The 16,432-nt window shown below is 67.2% G+C and carries 10 protein-coding genes, 3 rRNA genes and 1 pseudogene; 4 read left to right on the top strand and 10 right to left on the bottom strand.

Features of this window, described 5'->3' with window-relative positions:
* Positions 1-1,047: a FecCD family ABC transporter permease gene (locus ACSHWO_RS26165; RefSeq protein ID WP_438315451.1), complete on the bottom strand. Its 1,047-nt coding sequence runs from the start codon at positions 1,045-1,047 to the stop codon at positions 1-3.
* A gap of 61 nt (positions 1,048-1,108) precedes the next feature.
* A complete protein-coding gene (locus ACSHWO_RS26160) occupies positions 1,109-2,140 on the bottom strand; it encodes an HAD hydrolase-like protein (protein WP_438315448.1) in 1,032 nt (343 codons plus the stop codon).
* 118 nt (positions 2,141-2,258) lie between these two features.
* Between ACSHWO_RS26160 and ACSHWO_RS26155 the strand changes: the two genes are divergently transcribed.
* Positions 2,259-3,530, top strand: coding sequence for a DUF1015 family protein (locus ACSHWO_RS26155; RefSeq protein WP_438315445.1), 1,272 nt, complete (start codon positions 2,259-2,261; stop codon positions 3,528-3,530).
* A gap of 81 nt (positions 3,531-3,611) precedes the next feature.
* Here ACSHWO_RS26155 and ACSHWO_RS26150 read toward each other — a convergent pair whose 3' ends face one another.
* The 6 genes and pseudogenes from ACSHWO_RS26150 to ACSHWO_RS26125 all read right to left on the bottom strand — a co-directional run bounded on the left by ACSHWO_RS26150 (position 3,612) and on the right by ACSHWO_RS26125 (position 12,314).
* On the bottom strand, positions 3,612-4,574 hold the full coding sequence (locus ACSHWO_RS26150) for a hypothetical protein (protein WP_438319274.1): 963 nt from the start codon (positions 4,572-4,574) through the stop codon (positions 3,612-3,614).
* Positions 4,575-4,796: 222 nt separating this feature from the next.
* Positions 4,797-5,846 (bottom strand): annotated as a pseudogene (locus ACSHWO_RS26145) (hypothetical protein); the annotation flags it as partial.
* Between the two features lie 159 nt (positions 5,847-6,005).
* Positions 6,006-6,122, bottom strand: a 5S ribosomal RNA gene (rrf, locus tag ACSHWO_RS26140).
* Between the two features lie 106 nt (positions 6,123-6,228).
* Positions 6,229-9,344, bottom strand: a 23S ribosomal RNA gene (locus tag ACSHWO_RS26135).
* Between the two features lie 281 nt (positions 9,345-9,625).
* Positions 9,626-11,149: ribosomal RNA gene (locus ACSHWO_RS26130) — 16S ribosomal RNA — on the bottom strand.
* The 16S, 23S and 5S rRNA genes sit together here, the layout of an rRNA operon.
* A 523-nt stretch (positions 11,150-11,672) precedes the next feature.
* Positions 11,673-12,314 (bottom strand): DNA-3-methyladenine glycosylase, encoded by a 642-nt coding sequence (locus ACSHWO_RS26125; RefSeq protein ID WP_361087516.1) that lies wholly within the window; start codon positions 12,312-12,314, stop codon positions 11,673-11,675.
* 98 nt (positions 12,315-12,412) lie between these two features.
* Here ACSHWO_RS26125 and ACSHWO_RS26120 point away from each other — a divergent pair, with 98 nt between their 5' ends.
* The 3 genes from ACSHWO_RS26120 (at position 12,413) to ACSHWO_RS26110 (ending at position 14,445) form a co-directional block, all read left to right on the top strand.
* Positions 12,413-13,195: a sporulation protein gene (locus ACSHWO_RS26120; RefSeq protein ID WP_361087519.1), complete on the top strand. Its 783-nt coding sequence runs from the start codon at positions 12,413-12,415 to the stop codon at positions 13,193-13,195.
* Between the two features lie 61 nt (positions 13,196-13,256).
* A complete protein-coding gene (locus ACSHWO_RS26115) occupies positions 13,257-13,790 on the top strand; it encodes a YbhB/YbcL family Raf kinase inhibitor-like protein (protein ID WP_385849798.1) in 534 nt (177 codons plus the stop codon).
* Between the two features lie 151 nt (positions 13,791-13,941).
* On the top strand, positions 13,942-14,445 hold the full coding sequence (locus tag ACSHWO_RS26110) for an HNH endonuclease (RefSeq protein WP_404243118.1): 504 nt from the start codon (positions 13,942-13,944) through the stop codon (positions 14,443-14,445).
* 94 nt (positions 14,446-14,539) lie between these two features.
* Here ACSHWO_RS26110 and ACSHWO_RS26105 read toward each other — a convergent pair whose 3' ends face one another.
* Both ACSHWO_RS26105 and ACSHWO_RS26100 read right to left on the bottom strand, forming a co-directional pair.
* Positions 14,540-15,310 (bottom strand): sulfite exporter TauE/SafE family protein, encoded by a 771-nt coding sequence (locus ACSHWO_RS26105; RefSeq protein WP_385849800.1) that lies wholly within the window; start codon positions 15,308-15,310, stop codon positions 14,540-14,542.
* 102 nt (positions 15,311-15,412) lie between these two features.
* Entirely contained in the window at positions 15,413-16,411 is a 999-nt protein-coding gene (locus tag ACSHWO_RS26100) for an SPFH domain-containing protein (RefSeq protein ID WP_361087531.1), read from the bottom strand.
* Between the last annotated feature and the right edge of the window lie 21 nt (positions 16,412-16,432).

The following is a 16,432-nucleotide window of genomic DNA, read 5'->3' as shown; positions in this document are numbered from 1 at the left end:
TCACAGCTGGGCCATCCTCTTGCGCCGGACGAGGTAGATGAAGACGGGTCCGCCGACGAGGGCGGTGACGATGCCGACCTGGAGCTCGGCGGGCCGGGTGACGACCCGGCCGATGACGTCCGCGCCCAGCAGCAGGACCGGCGACAGCACCGCCGAGTAGGCGAGCACCCACCGCATGTCGGGGCCGGTGATGATGCGGGCCAGGTGCGGGATCATCAGCCCGATGAAGACGACCGGCCCGCAGGCGGCGGTCGCGGCCCCGCACAGCAGGGTGATGGCGGCCATGGCCGCGATCCGGGTCCGGGTGAGGTGGGCGCCGAGCGCCCGCGCCGTGTCGTCGCCCATGGCCATCGCGTTGAGCGGTCGGCCCAGCGCGAGCGCGAGGACCGCGCCGGCGAGGAGGAACGGGGCCACCTGCCGGACGGTGTCCATGTTGGCCGAGGCCAGCGAGCCCACCGTCCAGAAGCGGAGCTTGTCGAGCGCCTTGCTGTCCATCAGCTGCACGGCGTTGATGTAGCCGGTGAGGGCGGCGCTGGCCGCCATGCCCGCGAGCGCGAGGCGCACCGGCGTGGCACTGCGGCTGCCGCCGAGGACGTACACGACGACCGAGACGACGGCGGCGCCCAGCAGGGCCCACCACACGAACGCGGTCAGGCTGGAGGCCCCGAGGAAGCTGATGGCGGACACGACGGCGGCCGCCGCCCCGGCGTTGACGCCGAGGATGCCGGGCTCGGCCAGCGGGTTGCGGGTCAGCGCCTGCATCACCGCACCGGACAGCCCGAGCCCGACCCCGACCATCAGCCCGAGGAGGGTGCGCGGGATCCGCAGATCGCGCACCACCACGTCGGAGGGTGTCCCCGCGTAGTGGAACAGGCCGTGCCAGACCTCGTCGAGCGGCATCTGCTTGGCGCCGACCGCGATGCTCGCCACCGCGACGAGGGCCAGGACCGCGAAGGCGCCGACCAGACCGGTGGCGCGCACCGCGTGCCGCGCGCGCGGGGCGGCCGCCGGCGCCGCGCTCTGTTCAGGGGGACTCTCGACCAACACGCAGGTTAGGTTAGCCTACCCTCCGCGCGTTCTTGATCCCCGCTCCCCGCCGATGCTGGCGCTACAGCCCGGTCCTGGCCAGGGCCTTCCCCGCGTCCAGGGTGCAGGAGCCGTCCCCCGCCCACGTCCACGCGGCCGCGCACAGCGCCCGCAGCCCGTCGACCGGGTCGCCCGCACCGTGCAGTTCGAGGACGCCGTCACCGGCGACCGCGGTCCAGCCCCCGCAGCCGAAGCCCTCCCCGGCCGCCGTGACCTCCGGCTGCCCGGTGAGCAGCCCGCGCAGGTCGCGGTCCACGTACGTGGGCCGGTGCCGGGGCTCGGCCCGCAGCAGCTGCGCCCCGTCCGCGATGCCGGTGAGCACCAGCAGCGAGTCCACCTCGCCGTTGAACGCCCCCTCGATGTCGGTGTCCAGCCGGTCCCCGACCACCAGCGGCCGCTCCGCCCCGGTCCGCAGGACGGTCTCCCGGTGCATCGGGGGCAGCGGCTTGCCCGCCACCTGCGGCTCGGCGCCCGTGGCGATCCGTACGACCTCCACCGCCGCCCCGTTGCCCGGGCCGATGCCGCGGCCCGTCGGGATCGTCAGATCGGTGTTGGACGCGTACCAGGGCACGCCGCGGTTGACGGCGAACGAGGCCTCCGCGAGCCGCCCCCACGGCAGTTCGGGCCCCCCGTACCCCTGGACGACCGCGGCGAGGCCCTCCTCGTCGGCGGAGTCCACCGGCACCAGCCCGCGCTCGCGCAGCGCGACCCGCAGTCCTTCCCCGCCGATGACCAGCACCTTCGCACCCGGCGCCACCTGCTCCGAGATCAGCCGGGCCACGGCCTGCGCCGAGGTGATCACCTCGGCGGCCTCGGTGGGGATCCCCAGCTCGGCCAGGTGCGCGGCCACGGCGTCGGGCGTCCGCAGCGCGTTGTTCGTGACGTACGCCAGGTGCATGCCCCCGGCCCGGGCCGCGGCCAGCGACTCCACCGCGTACCCGATCGCCTCGCCGCCCGCGTACACGACACCGTCGAGATCCAGCAAAGCGGTGTCGTACGCCTGGTGCAGGGCGAGTTCGCTGCCTGCCGGACTGGTCCTGCTCCGCCGGGTCATCCTGTCCACTCCCTGTCGGCTCGATCCGCTCGATCTTCGATCGATCTCGGCCACACGCCGGCCGAGCGTTTCCTCGCTCGATCATCCCGCATCCCGAGACGCGCCTTACCATGCACCAATGACCACTTCTGCCACCACGCACGCCGGGCTGCGCCTGATCCCCTTCCACGGCCTGCGCTACGTCCCGGAACGCGTCGGCAGTCTGGCCGCCGTCACCTCACCGCCGTACGACGTGGTGGTGCGCCCCGACGGCGTCGACTACCTGGAGTCCGCCGACCCGCACAACATCGTCCGCCTGATCCTTCCGCAGGCCGACACACCGGACGCGCGCAACGAGCAGGCCGCGCAGACGCTGGAGGACTGGCTGGCCAAGGGCGTCCTGAGCGCGGACCCGGAGCCCGCCCTGTACGTCTACGAGCAGCGCACGGACCGGGTGCTGCAGCGCGGCGTCATCGGCGCCCTGGCCCTGTCGACGGCGGACGACGGCATCGTCCTCCCGCACGAGGACGTCATGCCGCACGTGGTCACGGACCGGGCGGGGCTGATGCGGGCCACGTCCGCGAACCTGGAGCCGCTCCTCCTCACCTACCGGGGCGGCGACGCCGCGGCCGGCGCGGCCGAGGTCGTCGAGCGGACCGCCCAGAGCACGCCCCTGCTGGCGACGACCACCGAGGACGGGGTCCGGCACCGGCTGTGGGCGGTCATCGACCCCGTCGACCAGGACGCCATCACCGCCGACCTGCGCCGCCGCCAGGCGCTGATCGCCGACGGGCACCACCGCTGGGCGACGTACCTGCGCCTCCAGCAGGAGCACGAGTCCCCGACGCCGTGGGATTTCGGCCTCGTCCTCCTCGTCGACACGGTCCGCTACCCGCTGCAGGTGCGGGCCATCCACCGGATGCTGCACCGCCTTCCGGTCGCCGATGCCCTGGCCGCGGTGGAGGGGAGCTTCCGGGTCCGCCGGGTCGACGGCCCGCTGCCGCTGGCCCTGGAGGCCCTCGGGGAAGCCTCGGAACGGGGCAACGCCTTCCTCCTCACCGGTGACGGCACCTTCCACCTGGTCACCGACCCGGATCCGGAGCTGCTGGAGCGGACCGTGCGCCGGGACCGGCCCGAGGCCTGGCGCCGGCTGGACGCGACCGTGCTGCACGCGACGCTCCTCGACACCCTGTGGCAGATCCCGGACACGCCCGACCAGATCACGTACATCCACGACGCTTCGGCCACGGTCGCCATGGCCGAGCGGCACGGCGGCACCGCGGTCCTGCTGTACCCGGTGCGCGAGGAGGTCGTACGGGCGCTGGCCCGCCAGGGCGTGACGATGCCCCGCAAGTCGACCTCGTTCGGCCCGAAGCCGGCGACGGGCCTGGTCCTGCGCAGCCTGGCCTGACGCGGGCCGCGGGTTGGCGCCGGACACGGCAGAGGGCGGCACCCCTTCGGGGGTGCCGCCCTCTCTCATTCGTTCCGGTGATCAGGCCTTGTCGCCGTCACGGACCTCGTCCTCGACGACCACGATCTCGTCGGCGACGTCGACATCGGCGTCGGCCTCGTCGGCGACGTCGACATCGGCGTCGGCCTCGGCGGCGACGTCGACATCGGCGTCGGCCTCGGCGTCGGCCTCGGCGGCGACGTCGGCGTCCGCTTCGGACTGCTCGATCGGCTCGTACTCGTCGTCGTCCTCGTCGTAGTACTCGGTCTGGTCGGAGGCGCGCTCGGCGCGGGCCACCTCGGCGGGGTCCTGGCCGTCGAGGTCGTCCTCGTCCCGGTCGGCGTCCTCGTCGTCGTCCATCGCGTCGACGAACTCGACGCCGTCCAGCTCGGCGAGCCGGTCGGAGGCGTCGGTCGTGCCGTCCCGGTCCGCCTCGATGGCCTTGGCGAACCACTCGCGGGCCTCGTCCTCGCGGCCGGCCGCGAGCAGGGCGTCGGCGTAGGCGTAGCGCAGGCGCGCGGTCCACGACTGCACGGTGTTCGAGGCCAGCTCGGGGCTCTGCAGGGTGACGATGGCGGCGTCGAGCTGCCCCATGTCACGCCGCGCGCCCGCGGCGACCAGGCGCATCTCGACCTGGCCGGCCTTGTCGAGCTTCTGCACCTCGGGCTCGCCGGCCATGGCCAGGGCCCGCTCCGGACGGCCGAGGCCGCGCTCGCAGTCGGCCATGATCGGCCACAGCTCGACGGAGCCGGTCATGCGCTTGGCGGCACGGAACTCCGCGAGCGCCTCGCTGTACTTCTGCACGGCGTAGGCGGCGAAGCCGGCGGCCTCGCGGACGGCGGCGACGCGGGAGGCCAGTCGCAGGGCGATGCGGGAGTACCCGTACGCGCGCTCCGGCTCCTCGTCGATCAGGCGGGCGACCATGACCAGGTTTCGGGAGACCTCTTCGGCCAGGCCCTTGGGCAGGCTCAGCAGCTCCTGGCGGACATCGGCGTCGATCTCCATGCCGGTGACGTCCTCGTCGATCGGCAGGCGCTTGACCGGCTCGCGGTCACGGTCGCGGTCCGGACGCCCGCCGTCGCGGTCGCGGTCTCCGCGGTAGCCGCCGCGGTCGTCGCGGCCACGGTAACCGCCGCGGTCACCCCGGTCGTCCCGGCGCCCGTACGAGGGACGCTCACCGCGGTCGTCACGGCGGTAGCCGCCGCGGTCGTCACGGCGCTCGCCCCGGTCGTCACGGCGCGGGTACGAGGGACGGTCACCGCGGTCGTCGCGACGCGGGTAGGACGGGCGGTCGTCGCGGCGCTCGTCACGACGGAACCCACCGCGCTCATCGTCCCGGCGCGGGTACGAGGGGCGGTCGCCCCGGTCGTCACGGCGCGGGTACGAGGGACGCTCACCGCGGTCGTCACGGCGGAAGGACGGACGGTCACCGCGGTCGTCACGGCGCGGGTAGGACGGGCGGTCCTCACGGCGACCGTAGGACGGGCGGTCGTCGCGGCGCTCGTCACGACGGAACCCACCGCGCTCATCGTCCCGGCGCGGGTACGAGGGGCGGTCGCCCCGGTCGTCACGGCGGAAGGACGGACGGTCACCGCGGTCGTCACGGCGGAAGGACGGACGCTCGCCCCGGTCGTCACGGCGCGGGTAGGACGGGCGGTCCTCACGGCGACCGTAGGACGGGCGGTCGTCGCGGCGCTCGTCACGACGGAACCCACCGCGCTCATCGTCCCGGCGCGGGTACGAGGGGCGGTCGCCCCGGTCGTCACGGCGCGGGTACGAGGGACGCTCACCGCGGTCGTCACGGCGGAAGGACGGACGCTCGCCCCGGTCGTCACGGCGCGGGTAGGACGGGCGGTCGCCGCGGTCGTCGCGGCGGAAGGACGGACGCTCGTCGTCGCGGCGGAAGCCGCCGCCGTAGGGGCGGTCGCCCCGGTCGTCGCGGCGCGGGTACGACGGGCGGTCGCCGCCGCGGTCGTCACGGCCCCCGCGGTAACCACCCCGGTCGCCGCCGCGGTCGCCGCCGCGGTCGCCGCCGGCGGGACGGCCGTAACGGTCGTCGTCGCGCCGCCCGTAGGAGGGGCGGTCGCCGCGGTCGTCGCGGCGCGGGTAGGAGGGGCGGTCGCCGCCCCGGTCGTCGCGGCGGAAGCCGCCACCGTACGGGCGGCCACCGCGGTCGTCGCGGCGGAACGGGCGGTCGCCGCCGCGGTCGTCACGGCCCCCGCGGTAGCCACCCCGGTCACCGCCGTCGTTGCGACGGGGCTCGCGCTCCGGACGGTCGTCGGGAGAGTTGGACATGGGTGTGACTCCTGTCTTCGGGGTACCGCTAGTCATTCTCGCGCAACCGCACCGTGGCCGCGCTTCGGCGTAAAAGAGGGGAAAAACAAAAAAGGACCCTTGGTCCAGCGTTGAACGCTGGACCAAGGGTCCTGAAAGATTGTTCGGCGGCGTCCTACTCTCCCACAGGGTCCCCCCTGCAGTACCATCGGCGCTGAAAGGCTTAGCTTCCGGGTTCGGAATGTAACCGGGCGTTTCCCTAACGCTATGACCACCGAAACCCTATCGGTTTCGAGCGAACAAGCACACTCTGTAGTTGTGTTCCAGCTCTAGAAACCAGCAACTGTTCGTTGCTTCAGAACTAACACAGTGGACGCGAGCAACTGAGGACAAGCCCTCGGCCTATTAGTACCAGTCAGCTCCACCCGTTACCGGGCTTCCACATCTGGCCTATCAACCCAGTCGTCTACTGGGAGCCTTACCCTCTCAAGGAGGTGGGAATACTCATCTTGAAGCAGGCTTCCCGCTTAGATGCTTTCAGCGGTTATCCCTCCCGAACGTAGCCAACCAGCCATGCCCTTGGCAGGACAACTGGCACACCAGAGGTTCGTCCGTCCCGGTCCTCTCGTACTAGGGACAGCCCTTCTCAATATTCCTACGCGCACAGCGGATAGGGACCGAACTGTCTCACGACGTTCTAAACCCAGCTCGCGTACCGCTTTAATGGGCGAACAGCCCAACCCTTGGGACCGACTCCAGCCCCAGGATGCGACGAGCCGACATCGAGGTGCCAAACCATCCCGTCGATATGGACTCTTGGGGAAGATCAGCCTGTTATCCCCGGGGTACCTTTTATCCGTTGAGCGACGGCGCTTCCACAAGCCACCGCCGGATCACTAGTCCCGACTTTCGTCCCTGCTCGACCCGTCGGTCTCACAGTCAAGCTCCCTTGTGCACTTACACTCAACACCTGATTGCCAACCAGGCTGAGGGAACCTTTGGGCGCCTCCGTTACCCTTTGGGAGGCAACCGCCCCAGTTAAACTACCCATCAGACACTGTCCCTGATCCGGATCACGGACCGAGGTTAGACATCCAGCACGACCAGAGTGGTATTTCAACGGCGACTCCACAACCACTGGCGTGGCTGCTTCAAAGTCTCCCACCTATCCTACACAAGCCGAACCGAACACCAATATCAAACTGTAGTAAAGGTCCCGGGGTCTTTCCGTCCTGCTGCGCGAAACGAGCATCTTTACTCGTAGTGCAATTTCACCGGGCCTATGGTTGAGACAGTCGAGAAGTCGTTACGCCATTCGTGCAGGTCGGAACTTACCCGACAAGGAATTTCGCTACCTTAGGATGGTTATAGTTACCACCGCCGTTTACTGGCGCTTAAGTTCTCAGCTTCGCAACCCCGAAAGGTCACTAACCGGTCCCCTTAACGTTCCAGCACCGGGCAGGCGTCAGTCCGTATACATCGCCTTACGGCTTCGCACGGACCTGTGTTTTTAGTAAACAGTCGCTTCTCGCTGGTCTCTGCGGCCACCCCCAGCTCAGAGTGCAAGACTCATCACCAAGCGTGGCCCCCCTTCTCCCGAAGTTACGGGGGCATTTTGCCGAGTTCCTTAACCATAGTTCACCCGAACGCCTCGGTATTCTCTACCTGACCACCTGAGTCGGTTTAGGGTACGGGCCGCCATGAAACTCGCTAGAGGCTTTTCTCGACAGCATAGGATCATCCACTTCGCCACAATCGGCTCGGCATCAGGTCTCAACCTTCATGAGGGACGGATTTGCCTACCCCTCGGCCTACACCCTTACCCCGGGACAACCACCGCCCGGGCTGGACTACCTTCCTGCGTCACCCCATCGCTTACCTACTACAAGTCTGGTCCGTCGGCTCCACCACTCCCCTCAACTCCGAAGAGATCAGGGCGGCTTCACGGACTTAGCATCGCTCGCCTCGATATTGGGCGTTTCAAAGCGGGTACCGGAATATCAACCGGTTGTCCATCGACTACGCCTGTCGGCCTCGCCTTAGGTCCCGACTTACCCTGGGCAGATCAGCTTGACCCAGGAACCCTTAGTCAATCGGCGCAAGAGTTTCTCACTCTTGTATCGCTACTCATGCCTGCATTCTCACTCGTGAACCGTCCACAACTACCTTCCGGTGCTGCTTCACCCGGCACACGACGCTCCCCTACCCATCACAGCAGGCGTTGGCCCTATTGCTGCAATGACACGACTTCGGCGGTACGCTTGAGCCCCGCTACATTGTCGGCGCGGAATCACTTGACCAGTGAGCTATTACGCACTCTTTCAAGGGTGGCTGCTTCTAAGCCAACCTCCTGGTTGTCTCTGCGACTCCACATCCTTTCCCACTTAGCGTACGCTTAGGGGCCTTAGTCGATGCTCTGGGCTGTTTCCCTCTCGACCATGGAGCTTATCCCCCACAGTCTCACTGCCGTGCTCTCACTTACCGGCATTCGGAGTTTGGCTAAGGTCAGTAACCCGGTAGGGCCCATCGCCTATCCAGTGCTCTACCTCCGGCAAGAAACACACGACGCTGCACCTAAATGCATTTCGGGGAGAACCAGCTATCACGGAGTTTGATTGGCCTTTCACCCCTAACCACAGGTCATCCCCCAGGTTTTCAACCCTGGTGGGTTCGGTCCTCCACGAAGTCTTACCTCCGCTTCAACCTGCCCATGGCTAGATCACTCCGCTTCGGGTCTAGAGCGTGCAACTCAATCGCCCTATTCGGACTCGCTTTCGCTACGGCTTCCCCACACGGGTTAACCTCGCTACACACCGCTAACTCGCAGGCTCATTCTTCAAAAGGCACGCAGTCACGAAGATCCGAAGATCTCGACGCTCCCACGGCTTGTAGGCACACGGTTTCAGGTACTATTTCACTCCGCTCCCGCGGTACTTTTCACCATTCCCTCACGGTACTATCCGCTATCGGTCACCAGGGAATATTTAGGCTTAGCGGGTGGTCCCGCCAGATTCACACGGGATTTCTCGGGCCCCGTGCTACTTGGGAGATGAGCAAGCAAGCCGCTGATGTTTCGTCTACGGGGGTCTTACCCTCTACGCCGGACCTTTCGCATGTCCTTCGACTACACCAACGGTTTCTGACTCGCCTCACAGCCGGCAGACTGTGAAAGCTCATTCCCACAACCCCACATGCGCAACCCCTGCCGGGTATCACACGCATACGGTTTGGCCTCATCCGGTTTCGCTCGCCACTACTCCCGGAATCACGGTTGTTTTCTCTTCCTGAGGGTACTGAGATGTTTCACTTCCCCTCGTTCCCTCCACACTGCCTATGTGTTCAGCAGTGGGTGACAGCCCATGACGACTGCCGGGTTTCCCCATTCGGACACCCCCGGATCAAAGCTCAGTTGGCAGCTCCCCGGGGCCTATCGCGGCCTCTCACGTCCTTCATCGGTTCCTGGTGCCAAGGCATCCACCGTGCGCCCTTAAAAACTTGGCCACAGATGCTCGCGTCCACTGTGTAGTTCTCAAACAACGACCAGCCACCCATCACCCCACCCGACAAGCAGGTGAGTTCACTGGGGCCGGCACTGAAGACTGACCAACGGCCGTGCCTTCAGGACCCAACAACGTGCCAAGCACGATCCCTCAAGATCTCATCACGTTCCACGCCGAAGCAGTACTAGTGAAGGACTCTCACGATCGCGCCAACTAATCAACGTTCCACCCATGAGCTGACCGTGCAGAACGTTTGCCTGCAATCGGTACTGTGCTCCTTAGAAAGGAGGTGATCCAGCCGCACCTTCCGGTACGGCTACCTTGTTACGACTTCGTCCCAATCGCCAGTCCCACCTTCGACAGCTCCCTCCACAAGGGTTGGGCCACCGGCTTCGGGTGTTACCGACTTTCGTGACGTGACGGGCGGTGTGTACAAGGCCCGGGAACGTATTCACCGCAGCAATGCTGATCTGCGATTACTAGCGACTCCGACTTCATGGGGTCGAGTTGCAGACCCCAATCCGAACTGAGACCGGCTTTTTGAGATTCGCTCCACCTCACGGTATCGCAGCTCATTGTACCGGCCATTGTAGCACGTGTGCAGCCCAAGACATAAGGGGCATGATGACTTGACGTCGTCCCCACCTTCCTCCGAGTTGACCCCGGCGGTCTCCTGTGAGTCCCCATCACCCCGAAGGGCATGCTGGCAACACAGGACAAGGGTTGCGCTCGTTGCGGGACTTAACCCAACATCTCACGACACGAGCTGACGACAGCCATGCACCACCTGTATACCGACCACAAGGGGGGCACTATCTCTAATGCTTTCCGGTATATGTCAAGCCTTGGTAAGGTTCTTCGCGTTGCGTCGAATTAAGCCACATGCTCCGCCGCTTGTGCGGGCCCCCGTCAATTCCTTTGAGTTTTAGCCTTGCGGCCGTACTCCCCAGGCGGGGAACTTAATGCGTTAGCTGCGGCACCGACGACGTGGAATGTCGCCAACACCTAGTTCCCAACGTTTACGGCGTGGACTACCAGGGTATCTAATCCTGTTCGCTCCCCACGCTTTCGCTCCTCAGCGTCAGTAATGGCCCAGAGATCCGCCTTCGCCACCGGTGTTCCTCCTGATATCTGCGCATTTCACCGCTACACCAGGAATTCCGATCTCCCCTACCACACTCTAGCCAGCCCGTATCGAATGCAGACCCGAGGTTAAGCCTCGGGCTTTCACATCCGACGTGACAAGCCGCCTACGAGCTCTTTACGCCCAATAATTCCGGACAACGCTTGCGCCCTACGTATTACCGCGGCTGCTGGCACGTAGTTAGCCGGCGCTTCTTCTGCAGGTACCGTCACTCTCGCTTCTTCCCTGCTGAAAGAGGTTTACAACCCGAAGGCCGTCATCCCTCACGCGGCGTCGCTGCATCAGGCTTTCGCCCATTGTGCAATATTCCCCACTGCTGCCTCCCGTAGGAGTCTGGGCCGTGTCTCAGTCCCAGTGTGGCCGGTCGCCCTCTCAGGCCGGCTACCCGTCGTCGCCTTGGTAGGCCATTACCCCACCAACAAGCTGATAGGCCGCGGGCTCATCCTTCACCGCCGGAGCTTTCCACCACAGGAGATGCCTCCCGCAGTCGTATCCGGTATTAGACCCCGTTTCCAGGGCTTGTCCCAGAGTGAAGGGCAGATTGCCCACGTGTTACTCACCCGTTCGCCACTAATCCACCCCGAAGGGCTTCATCGTTCGACTTGCATGTGTTAAGCACGCCGCCAGCGTTCGTCCTGAGCCAGGATCAAACTCTCCATGAATGATTACCCGTAATCGGGTGCACACATCACGGTGAGCGGGTCAGCCACGGTCGGAATATGACCGACTGACCACTGCGTCCTCGCTGTGTTTGTCGCCTACAAGCGCCCCACTAGTGGGCCCTGCAGGCCTTTTCAAAGGAACCTCATCCACCTAAGTGGACGGGGTATCAACTTCTGGCGTTGATTTTTGGCACGCTGTTGAGTTCTCAAGGAACGGACGCTTCCTTCGTACTCACCCTCTCGGGCTTTCCTCCGGGCTTTCGTTCTCGCGTTTCCCACTCTATCAGAGTGTTTCGCGCTCCGCTTTCCGGTTCTTCGCTTTCGCGCTTTCCCTTTCGGCGTCCACCACTTTAGCGCTTATCCCGTGCAACTCATAATCGAGCCGCTGGATTCGAATTCGGGCATGCCGAATTCGACCCCGTCAGGGGTGCGTAGTAGGTGGTGGTTTGCCGCTCCGGGGGCTGTCGATGACAGTGACCCGTTCAAGCGGCTCGGGCTACGTTAGGCGTCCGCCCAGGGTGAGTCAAGTTGAGCGGCGGCGCGGCGCGTGGGCGCGATAGGGGCTCACCGTGGGGTCGTGCGTGATCCAGTAGCGGTACGGATGGGCCGCTCCCGCGCCGCCGACGCCCGTGCGCGGACCGTTGCTCACCAGGTCGGGCGGGGTGGGGCTGCCCTCCAGCAGGGAAAGGGGGGAATCGGGGCCGGCGCAGAGGTCCGCGCCGTCGAGGGAGCGGTCCACCTCCAGAGCGGTCGCCAGGCGGGCCGGCCCTTTGGCGAGTTCCCTGTCGTTTCTGGCCGAAAGTCGACGTTTGCGAGCCAGGTCCCTGCCCACGGTGATCTCCCCCGCGCGCAGCAGCACCCCGCTGGCGCGGCCCGCCGGACCGCACACCAGGTTGAGGCTGAACCACATGCCGTAGATGAAGTAGACGTACGCGTGTCCGGGTGGGCCGAACATCGACGCGTTGCGCTCGGTGCGTCCGCGGTAGGCGTGGGAGCCGGGGTCGGCCTCGCCCTCGTACGCCTCGACCTCCGTGATGCGCAGTTCGATGGGGCCCTCGGGAGTACGGCGGACCAGGATGCGGCCGAGGAGGTCCGGGGCCACCGTGAGGACCGGCCGGTCGAAGAAGGACCGGGGCAGGGGCGTACGGTCGGTGCGCGCGCTCATCCGGTCGAGCGTAGTGGAACGGACACGCCTGCAACCGGGCCCTAAGGTTCCGCGTTGGTAAGGGTTAGTCGAACGAGTCCTTCAAGGGGAGTCAGAGCATGGGGTTCAAGAAGCTGTTCGCCGCACTGGGTGCCGGTGGTGCCTCGGTGGACACGATCATCACCGAGCCGAACGTCGTGCCTGGCGGGATCGTCCAGGGCGAGGTCCGTATCCAGGGCGGGTCGGTGGAGCAGCAGATCGAGGGTCTGTCCCTGGGTCTGCAGGCGCGGGTCGAGGTCGAGGGCGGCGACCAGGAGTACAAGCAGGACATCGTCTTCACCAAGCAGCGCCTCGGCGGTGCCTTCAAGGTCCAGCCGGGCGCCCTGCACGTGGTGCCGTTCGGGCTGGAGATCCCCGCGGAGACCCCGATCACCCACTTCGAGGGTCAGCACCTGCACGGGATGAACATCGGGGTGAGCACCGAGCTGGAGATCGCGCGGGCGGTGGACGCCGGCGACCTCGACCCGATCAACGTCCACCCGGTGCCGGCGCAGCAGGCGATCCTGGACGCGTTCCGCCGGCTGGGCTTCACCTTCCGCAGCGCGGACATGGAGCGCGGGCACATTCGCGGCACGCGGCAGACGCTGCCGTTCTACCAGGAGATCGAGTTCCTGCCGCCGGCGCAGTACCGCGGCCTGAACCAGGTCGAGCTGACCTTCGTCTCGGACGGCAACGAGATGGACGTCGTCCTGGAGATGGACAAGAAGTCGGGCCTGTTCACGGAGGGCAGCGACACCTACCGCTGCTTCCAGGTGGGCCTGCACTCCTACCAGGGAACCGACTGGGCGGCGTACCTCAACGAGTGGATCGCGTCCGTGGGTTCGCAGCGCAACTGGTTCTAGGCTCGGGCCGGGTACCGGGCCAGTCCGGCCCGGTACCGGTTCGCGATCAGGAGGTTCAGCAGTGGCCGAGCAGAACAGGGCACCTCTTCCGCACGACTTCCACCCGGAGGTCCCCGCGTTCTCGGTGGTGAGCGACGACCTGGAGCCCGGCGCCGACCTCGGCGACGGTCAGGTCCTGCAGGGCGGGAACGTCTCGCCGCACCTGCGGTGGGAGGGCTTCCCCGCGGGGACGAAGAGCTTCGCGGTGACGTGCTTCGACCCGGACGCCCCCACGGGCAGCGGGTTCTGGCACTGGGTGCTGTTCGACCTGCCCGCCTCGGTCACCGAGCTGCCGGCGGGTGCGGGCAGCGGGAAGTTCGAGGGCCTGCCGGCCGGTGCCGTGCACGTGCGCAACGACTACGGCACGAAGGACTTCGGCGGGGCGGCCCCGCCGGCCGGGGAGCGGCACCGCTACGTGTTCACCGTGTACGCGGTGGACCAGGAGAAGCTGGGCCCGGGCGGGGACGTCTCCCCGGCCGTGGTCGGCTTCAACCTGCGTTTCCACTCGCTGGGTCGGGCCCAGCTGATCGGTGAGTACGAGGCCCCCCAGAACTGATCGTTCGCCTTCCGTTTGCCCGGTCCTGGTCTGAAGGCGGCCAGGACCGGGCATTTTTTATTGCGTTGTCCCGCGTGGCGCGCGCGGCCAGAGTGGTTGCGGGCCCTGCCGCCAGGGTGGTCGCGGGCCTGCGCACGGGAGGTGGGCGAGAATGCGGGACACGCTGGTGCTGAATGCGAGCTTCGAGCCGCTGTCGACGGTGACGTTGAACCGGGCCGTCGTTCTGGTGCTCCAGGACAAGGCCGTCGTCGAGCAGTCGCACCCCGAACTGCGTGTCCGCGGGGCCACCATGGATCTGCCGATGCCGCGGGTGATCAGGTTGTGCCGGTACGTCCGGGTTCCGTTCCGAAGACACGCGGCGTGGTCGCGGCGGGGGGTGCTGGTCCGGGACCAGCACCGGTGCGCGTACTGCGGGAAGCGGGCGACGACCGTGGACCATGTGGTGCCGCGGGCGCAGGGCGGTGGGGACACCTGGCTGAACACGGTGGCGTCCTGCGCCGAGGACAACCACCGCAAGGCGGACCGGACTCCGGAGGAGGCGGGCATGCCGCTGCTGCGCGAGCCGTTCGTGCCCTCGCCGGCGGACGCGATGCTGCTGGCCCTGGGCGCGCGGGGGCAGGACGCGCTGCCGGAGTGGCTGGCGCCCTCGGCCTAGTCCCGTACGGCGCCCCGGTGCGGCGCGGCGGCCCGCCCCCCACCTGGGGGACGGGCCGCCGCCGTGTTCGTACGGGGTGTACGAGCGCGGGGGTTCAGCGCAGCAGCAGCTGGACGATGGCGAGGGTGCCGACCACGACGATCACCGCGCGGAGTGCGGTGGGCGGGAGGCGACGGCCGACCTTCGCGCCGATCTGGCCGCCTATGGTCGAGCCGACGGCGATGAGGAGGACGGCGGTCCAGTCGAAGTCGGCGACGAAGAGGAAGAAGACGGCGGCGATGCCGTTGACGAGGGCGGCGAGGACGTTCTTGACGGCGTTGATGCGCTGCATGTCGTCGTGGAGCAGCAGCCCCATCAGGGCGAGGTAGAGCACGCCCTGGGCGGCGCCGAAGTAGCCGCCGTACGCGCTGGCGGCGAGCATGCCGCCGAGGAGGACGGGCCCGCCGTCGGGGTGGCCGCCGTCCCGTCCGGCGGCTTCCTGGCGGCGGCGCAGGGCGGCCGCGAGGCGGGGCTGGAGGACGACGAGGACGAGCGCGAGCCCGATGAGGACGGGCACGATCGTGTCGAAGGACTCCGACGGCAGGGTGAGGAGCAGGACGGCGCCGGCGAGACCGCCGACGAGCGAGACGGCGCCGAGGCGGATGATGCGGCGGCGCTGGCCGCGGAGCTCCTTGCGGTAGCCGAAGGCTCCGCTGAGCGAACCGGGCACCAGGCCGAGGGTGTTGGAGACGTTGGCGGTGACCGGGCTGAGTCCGGTGGCGAGCAGCACCGGGAAGGTGATGAGGGTGCCGGAGCCGACGATCGTGTTGATGGTGCCGGCGCCGATGCCGGCCGCGAACACGGCGAGTGATTCCCAGATGGACATGGACTGGGCCATCCCCTTTGCATGAGTGAGACGCCTCCCCGCCATGAAGGTCGAGGGGCCGTACTGATCATGCAGGAGGGGACGGGCCCGTGGTTCCGCGGGTCAGTCGATCGGGGGCTGCTCGCGGCGTTCCGTGCCGTTGCTCCCGTTGTGTCCGTGGCCGTTGGTGGTGCCGTTCCCGGCGGTCTTGGTGGTGTTGAGCGGGTTGAAGCCCGAACCGCCGTTCACGGGGCCGAAGTTGCCCATGGCGCCGGAGAGGCCCTTGAGGGCGTCGCCGATCTCGCTGGGCACGATCCAGAGCTTGTTGGCGTCGCCCTCGGCGAGCTTGGGGAGCATCTGGAGGTACTGGTAGGCGAGGAGCTTCTGGTCGGCGTCGCCGGCGTGGATGGACTCGAAGACCGTACGGATGGCCTGGGCCTCGCCCTCGGCCTTGAGGGCGGCGGCCCTGGCCTCGCCCTCGGCGCGGAGGATGGCGGACTGCTTCTCGCCCTCGGCCTTGAGGATCTCGGACTGGCGGACGCCCTCGGCCTGGAGGATGGAGGCGCGCTTGTCGCGGTCGGCGCGCATCTGCTTCTCCATCGAGTCCTGGATGGAGGTCGGCGGGTCGATGGCCTTGAGCTCGACGCGGTTGACGCGGATGCCCCACTTGCCGGTGGCCTCGTCGAGGACGCCGCGCAGGGCGGCGTTGATCTCCTCGCGGGAGGTGAGGGTCCGCTCCAGGTCCATGCCGCCGATGATGTTGCGCAGGGTGGTGACGGTGAGCTGCTCGATGGCCTGGATGTAGCTGGCGACCTCGTACGTCGCGGCGCGGGCGTCGGTGACCTGGTAGTAGATGACCGTGTCGATGTTGACGACCAGGTTGTCCTGGGTGATGACCGGCTGCGGCGGGAACGGCACGACCTGCTCGCGGAGGTCGATGCGGTTGCGGATGGAGTCGATGAACGGGACCACGATGTTGAGGCCCGCGTTGAGGGTGCGGGTGTAGCGGCCGAACCGTTCGACGATGGCTGCACTGGCCTGCGGGATCACCTGGATCGTCTTGACCAGTGCGATGAAGACCAGAACCACCAGAATGATCAGGACGATGATGATCGGTTGCATGCGGTTCCCCGTGCCCTTCCG

Origin of the sequence: Streptomyces pallidus (ex Mingjun et al. 2026), assembly GCF_051550185.1 — a bacterium.
Taxonomy (GTDB): domain Bacteria; phylum Actinomycetota; class Actinomycetes; order Streptomycetales; family Streptomycetaceae; genus Streptomyces.
This window is presented reverse-complemented; position numbering and strand designations above follow the sequence as displayed.

Excerpts from the sequence above, each read along its gene's own strand:
- ACSHWO_RS26105 (WP_385849800.1), bottom strand. The coding sequence starts at position 15,310 with ATGTCCATCTGGGAATCACTCGCCGTGTTCGCGGCCGGCATCGGCGCC.
- ACSHWO_RS26110 (WP_404243118.1), top strand. The coding sequence starts at position 13,942 with ATGCGGGACACGCTGGTGCTGAATGCGAGCTTCGAGCCGCTGTCGACG.
- ACSHWO_RS26125 (WP_361087516.1), bottom strand. The coding sequence starts at position 12,314 with ATGAGCGCGCGCACCGACCGTACGCCCCTGCCCCGGTCCTTCTTCGAC.
- ACSHWO_RS26120 (WP_361087519.1), top strand. The coding sequence starts at position 12,413 with ATGGGGTTCAAGAAGCTGTTCGCCGCACTGGGTGCCGGTGGTGCCTCG.
- ACSHWO_RS26160 (WP_438315448.1), bottom strand. The coding sequence starts at position 2,140 with ATGACCCGGCGGAGCAGGACCAGTCCGGCAGGCAGCGAACTCGCCCTG.
- ACSHWO_RS26100 (WP_361087531.1), bottom strand. The coding sequence starts at position 16,411 with ATGCAACCGATCATCATCGTCCTGATCATTCTGGTGGTTCTGGTCTTC.
- ACSHWO_RS26155 (WP_438315445.1), top strand. The coding sequence starts at position 2,259 with ATGACCACTTCTGCCACCACGCACGCCGGGCTGCGCCTGATCCCCTTC.
- ACSHWO_RS26150 (WP_438319274.1), bottom strand. The coding sequence starts at position 4,574 with ATGGAGATCGACGCCGATGTCCGCCAGGAGCTGCTGAGCCTGCCCAAG.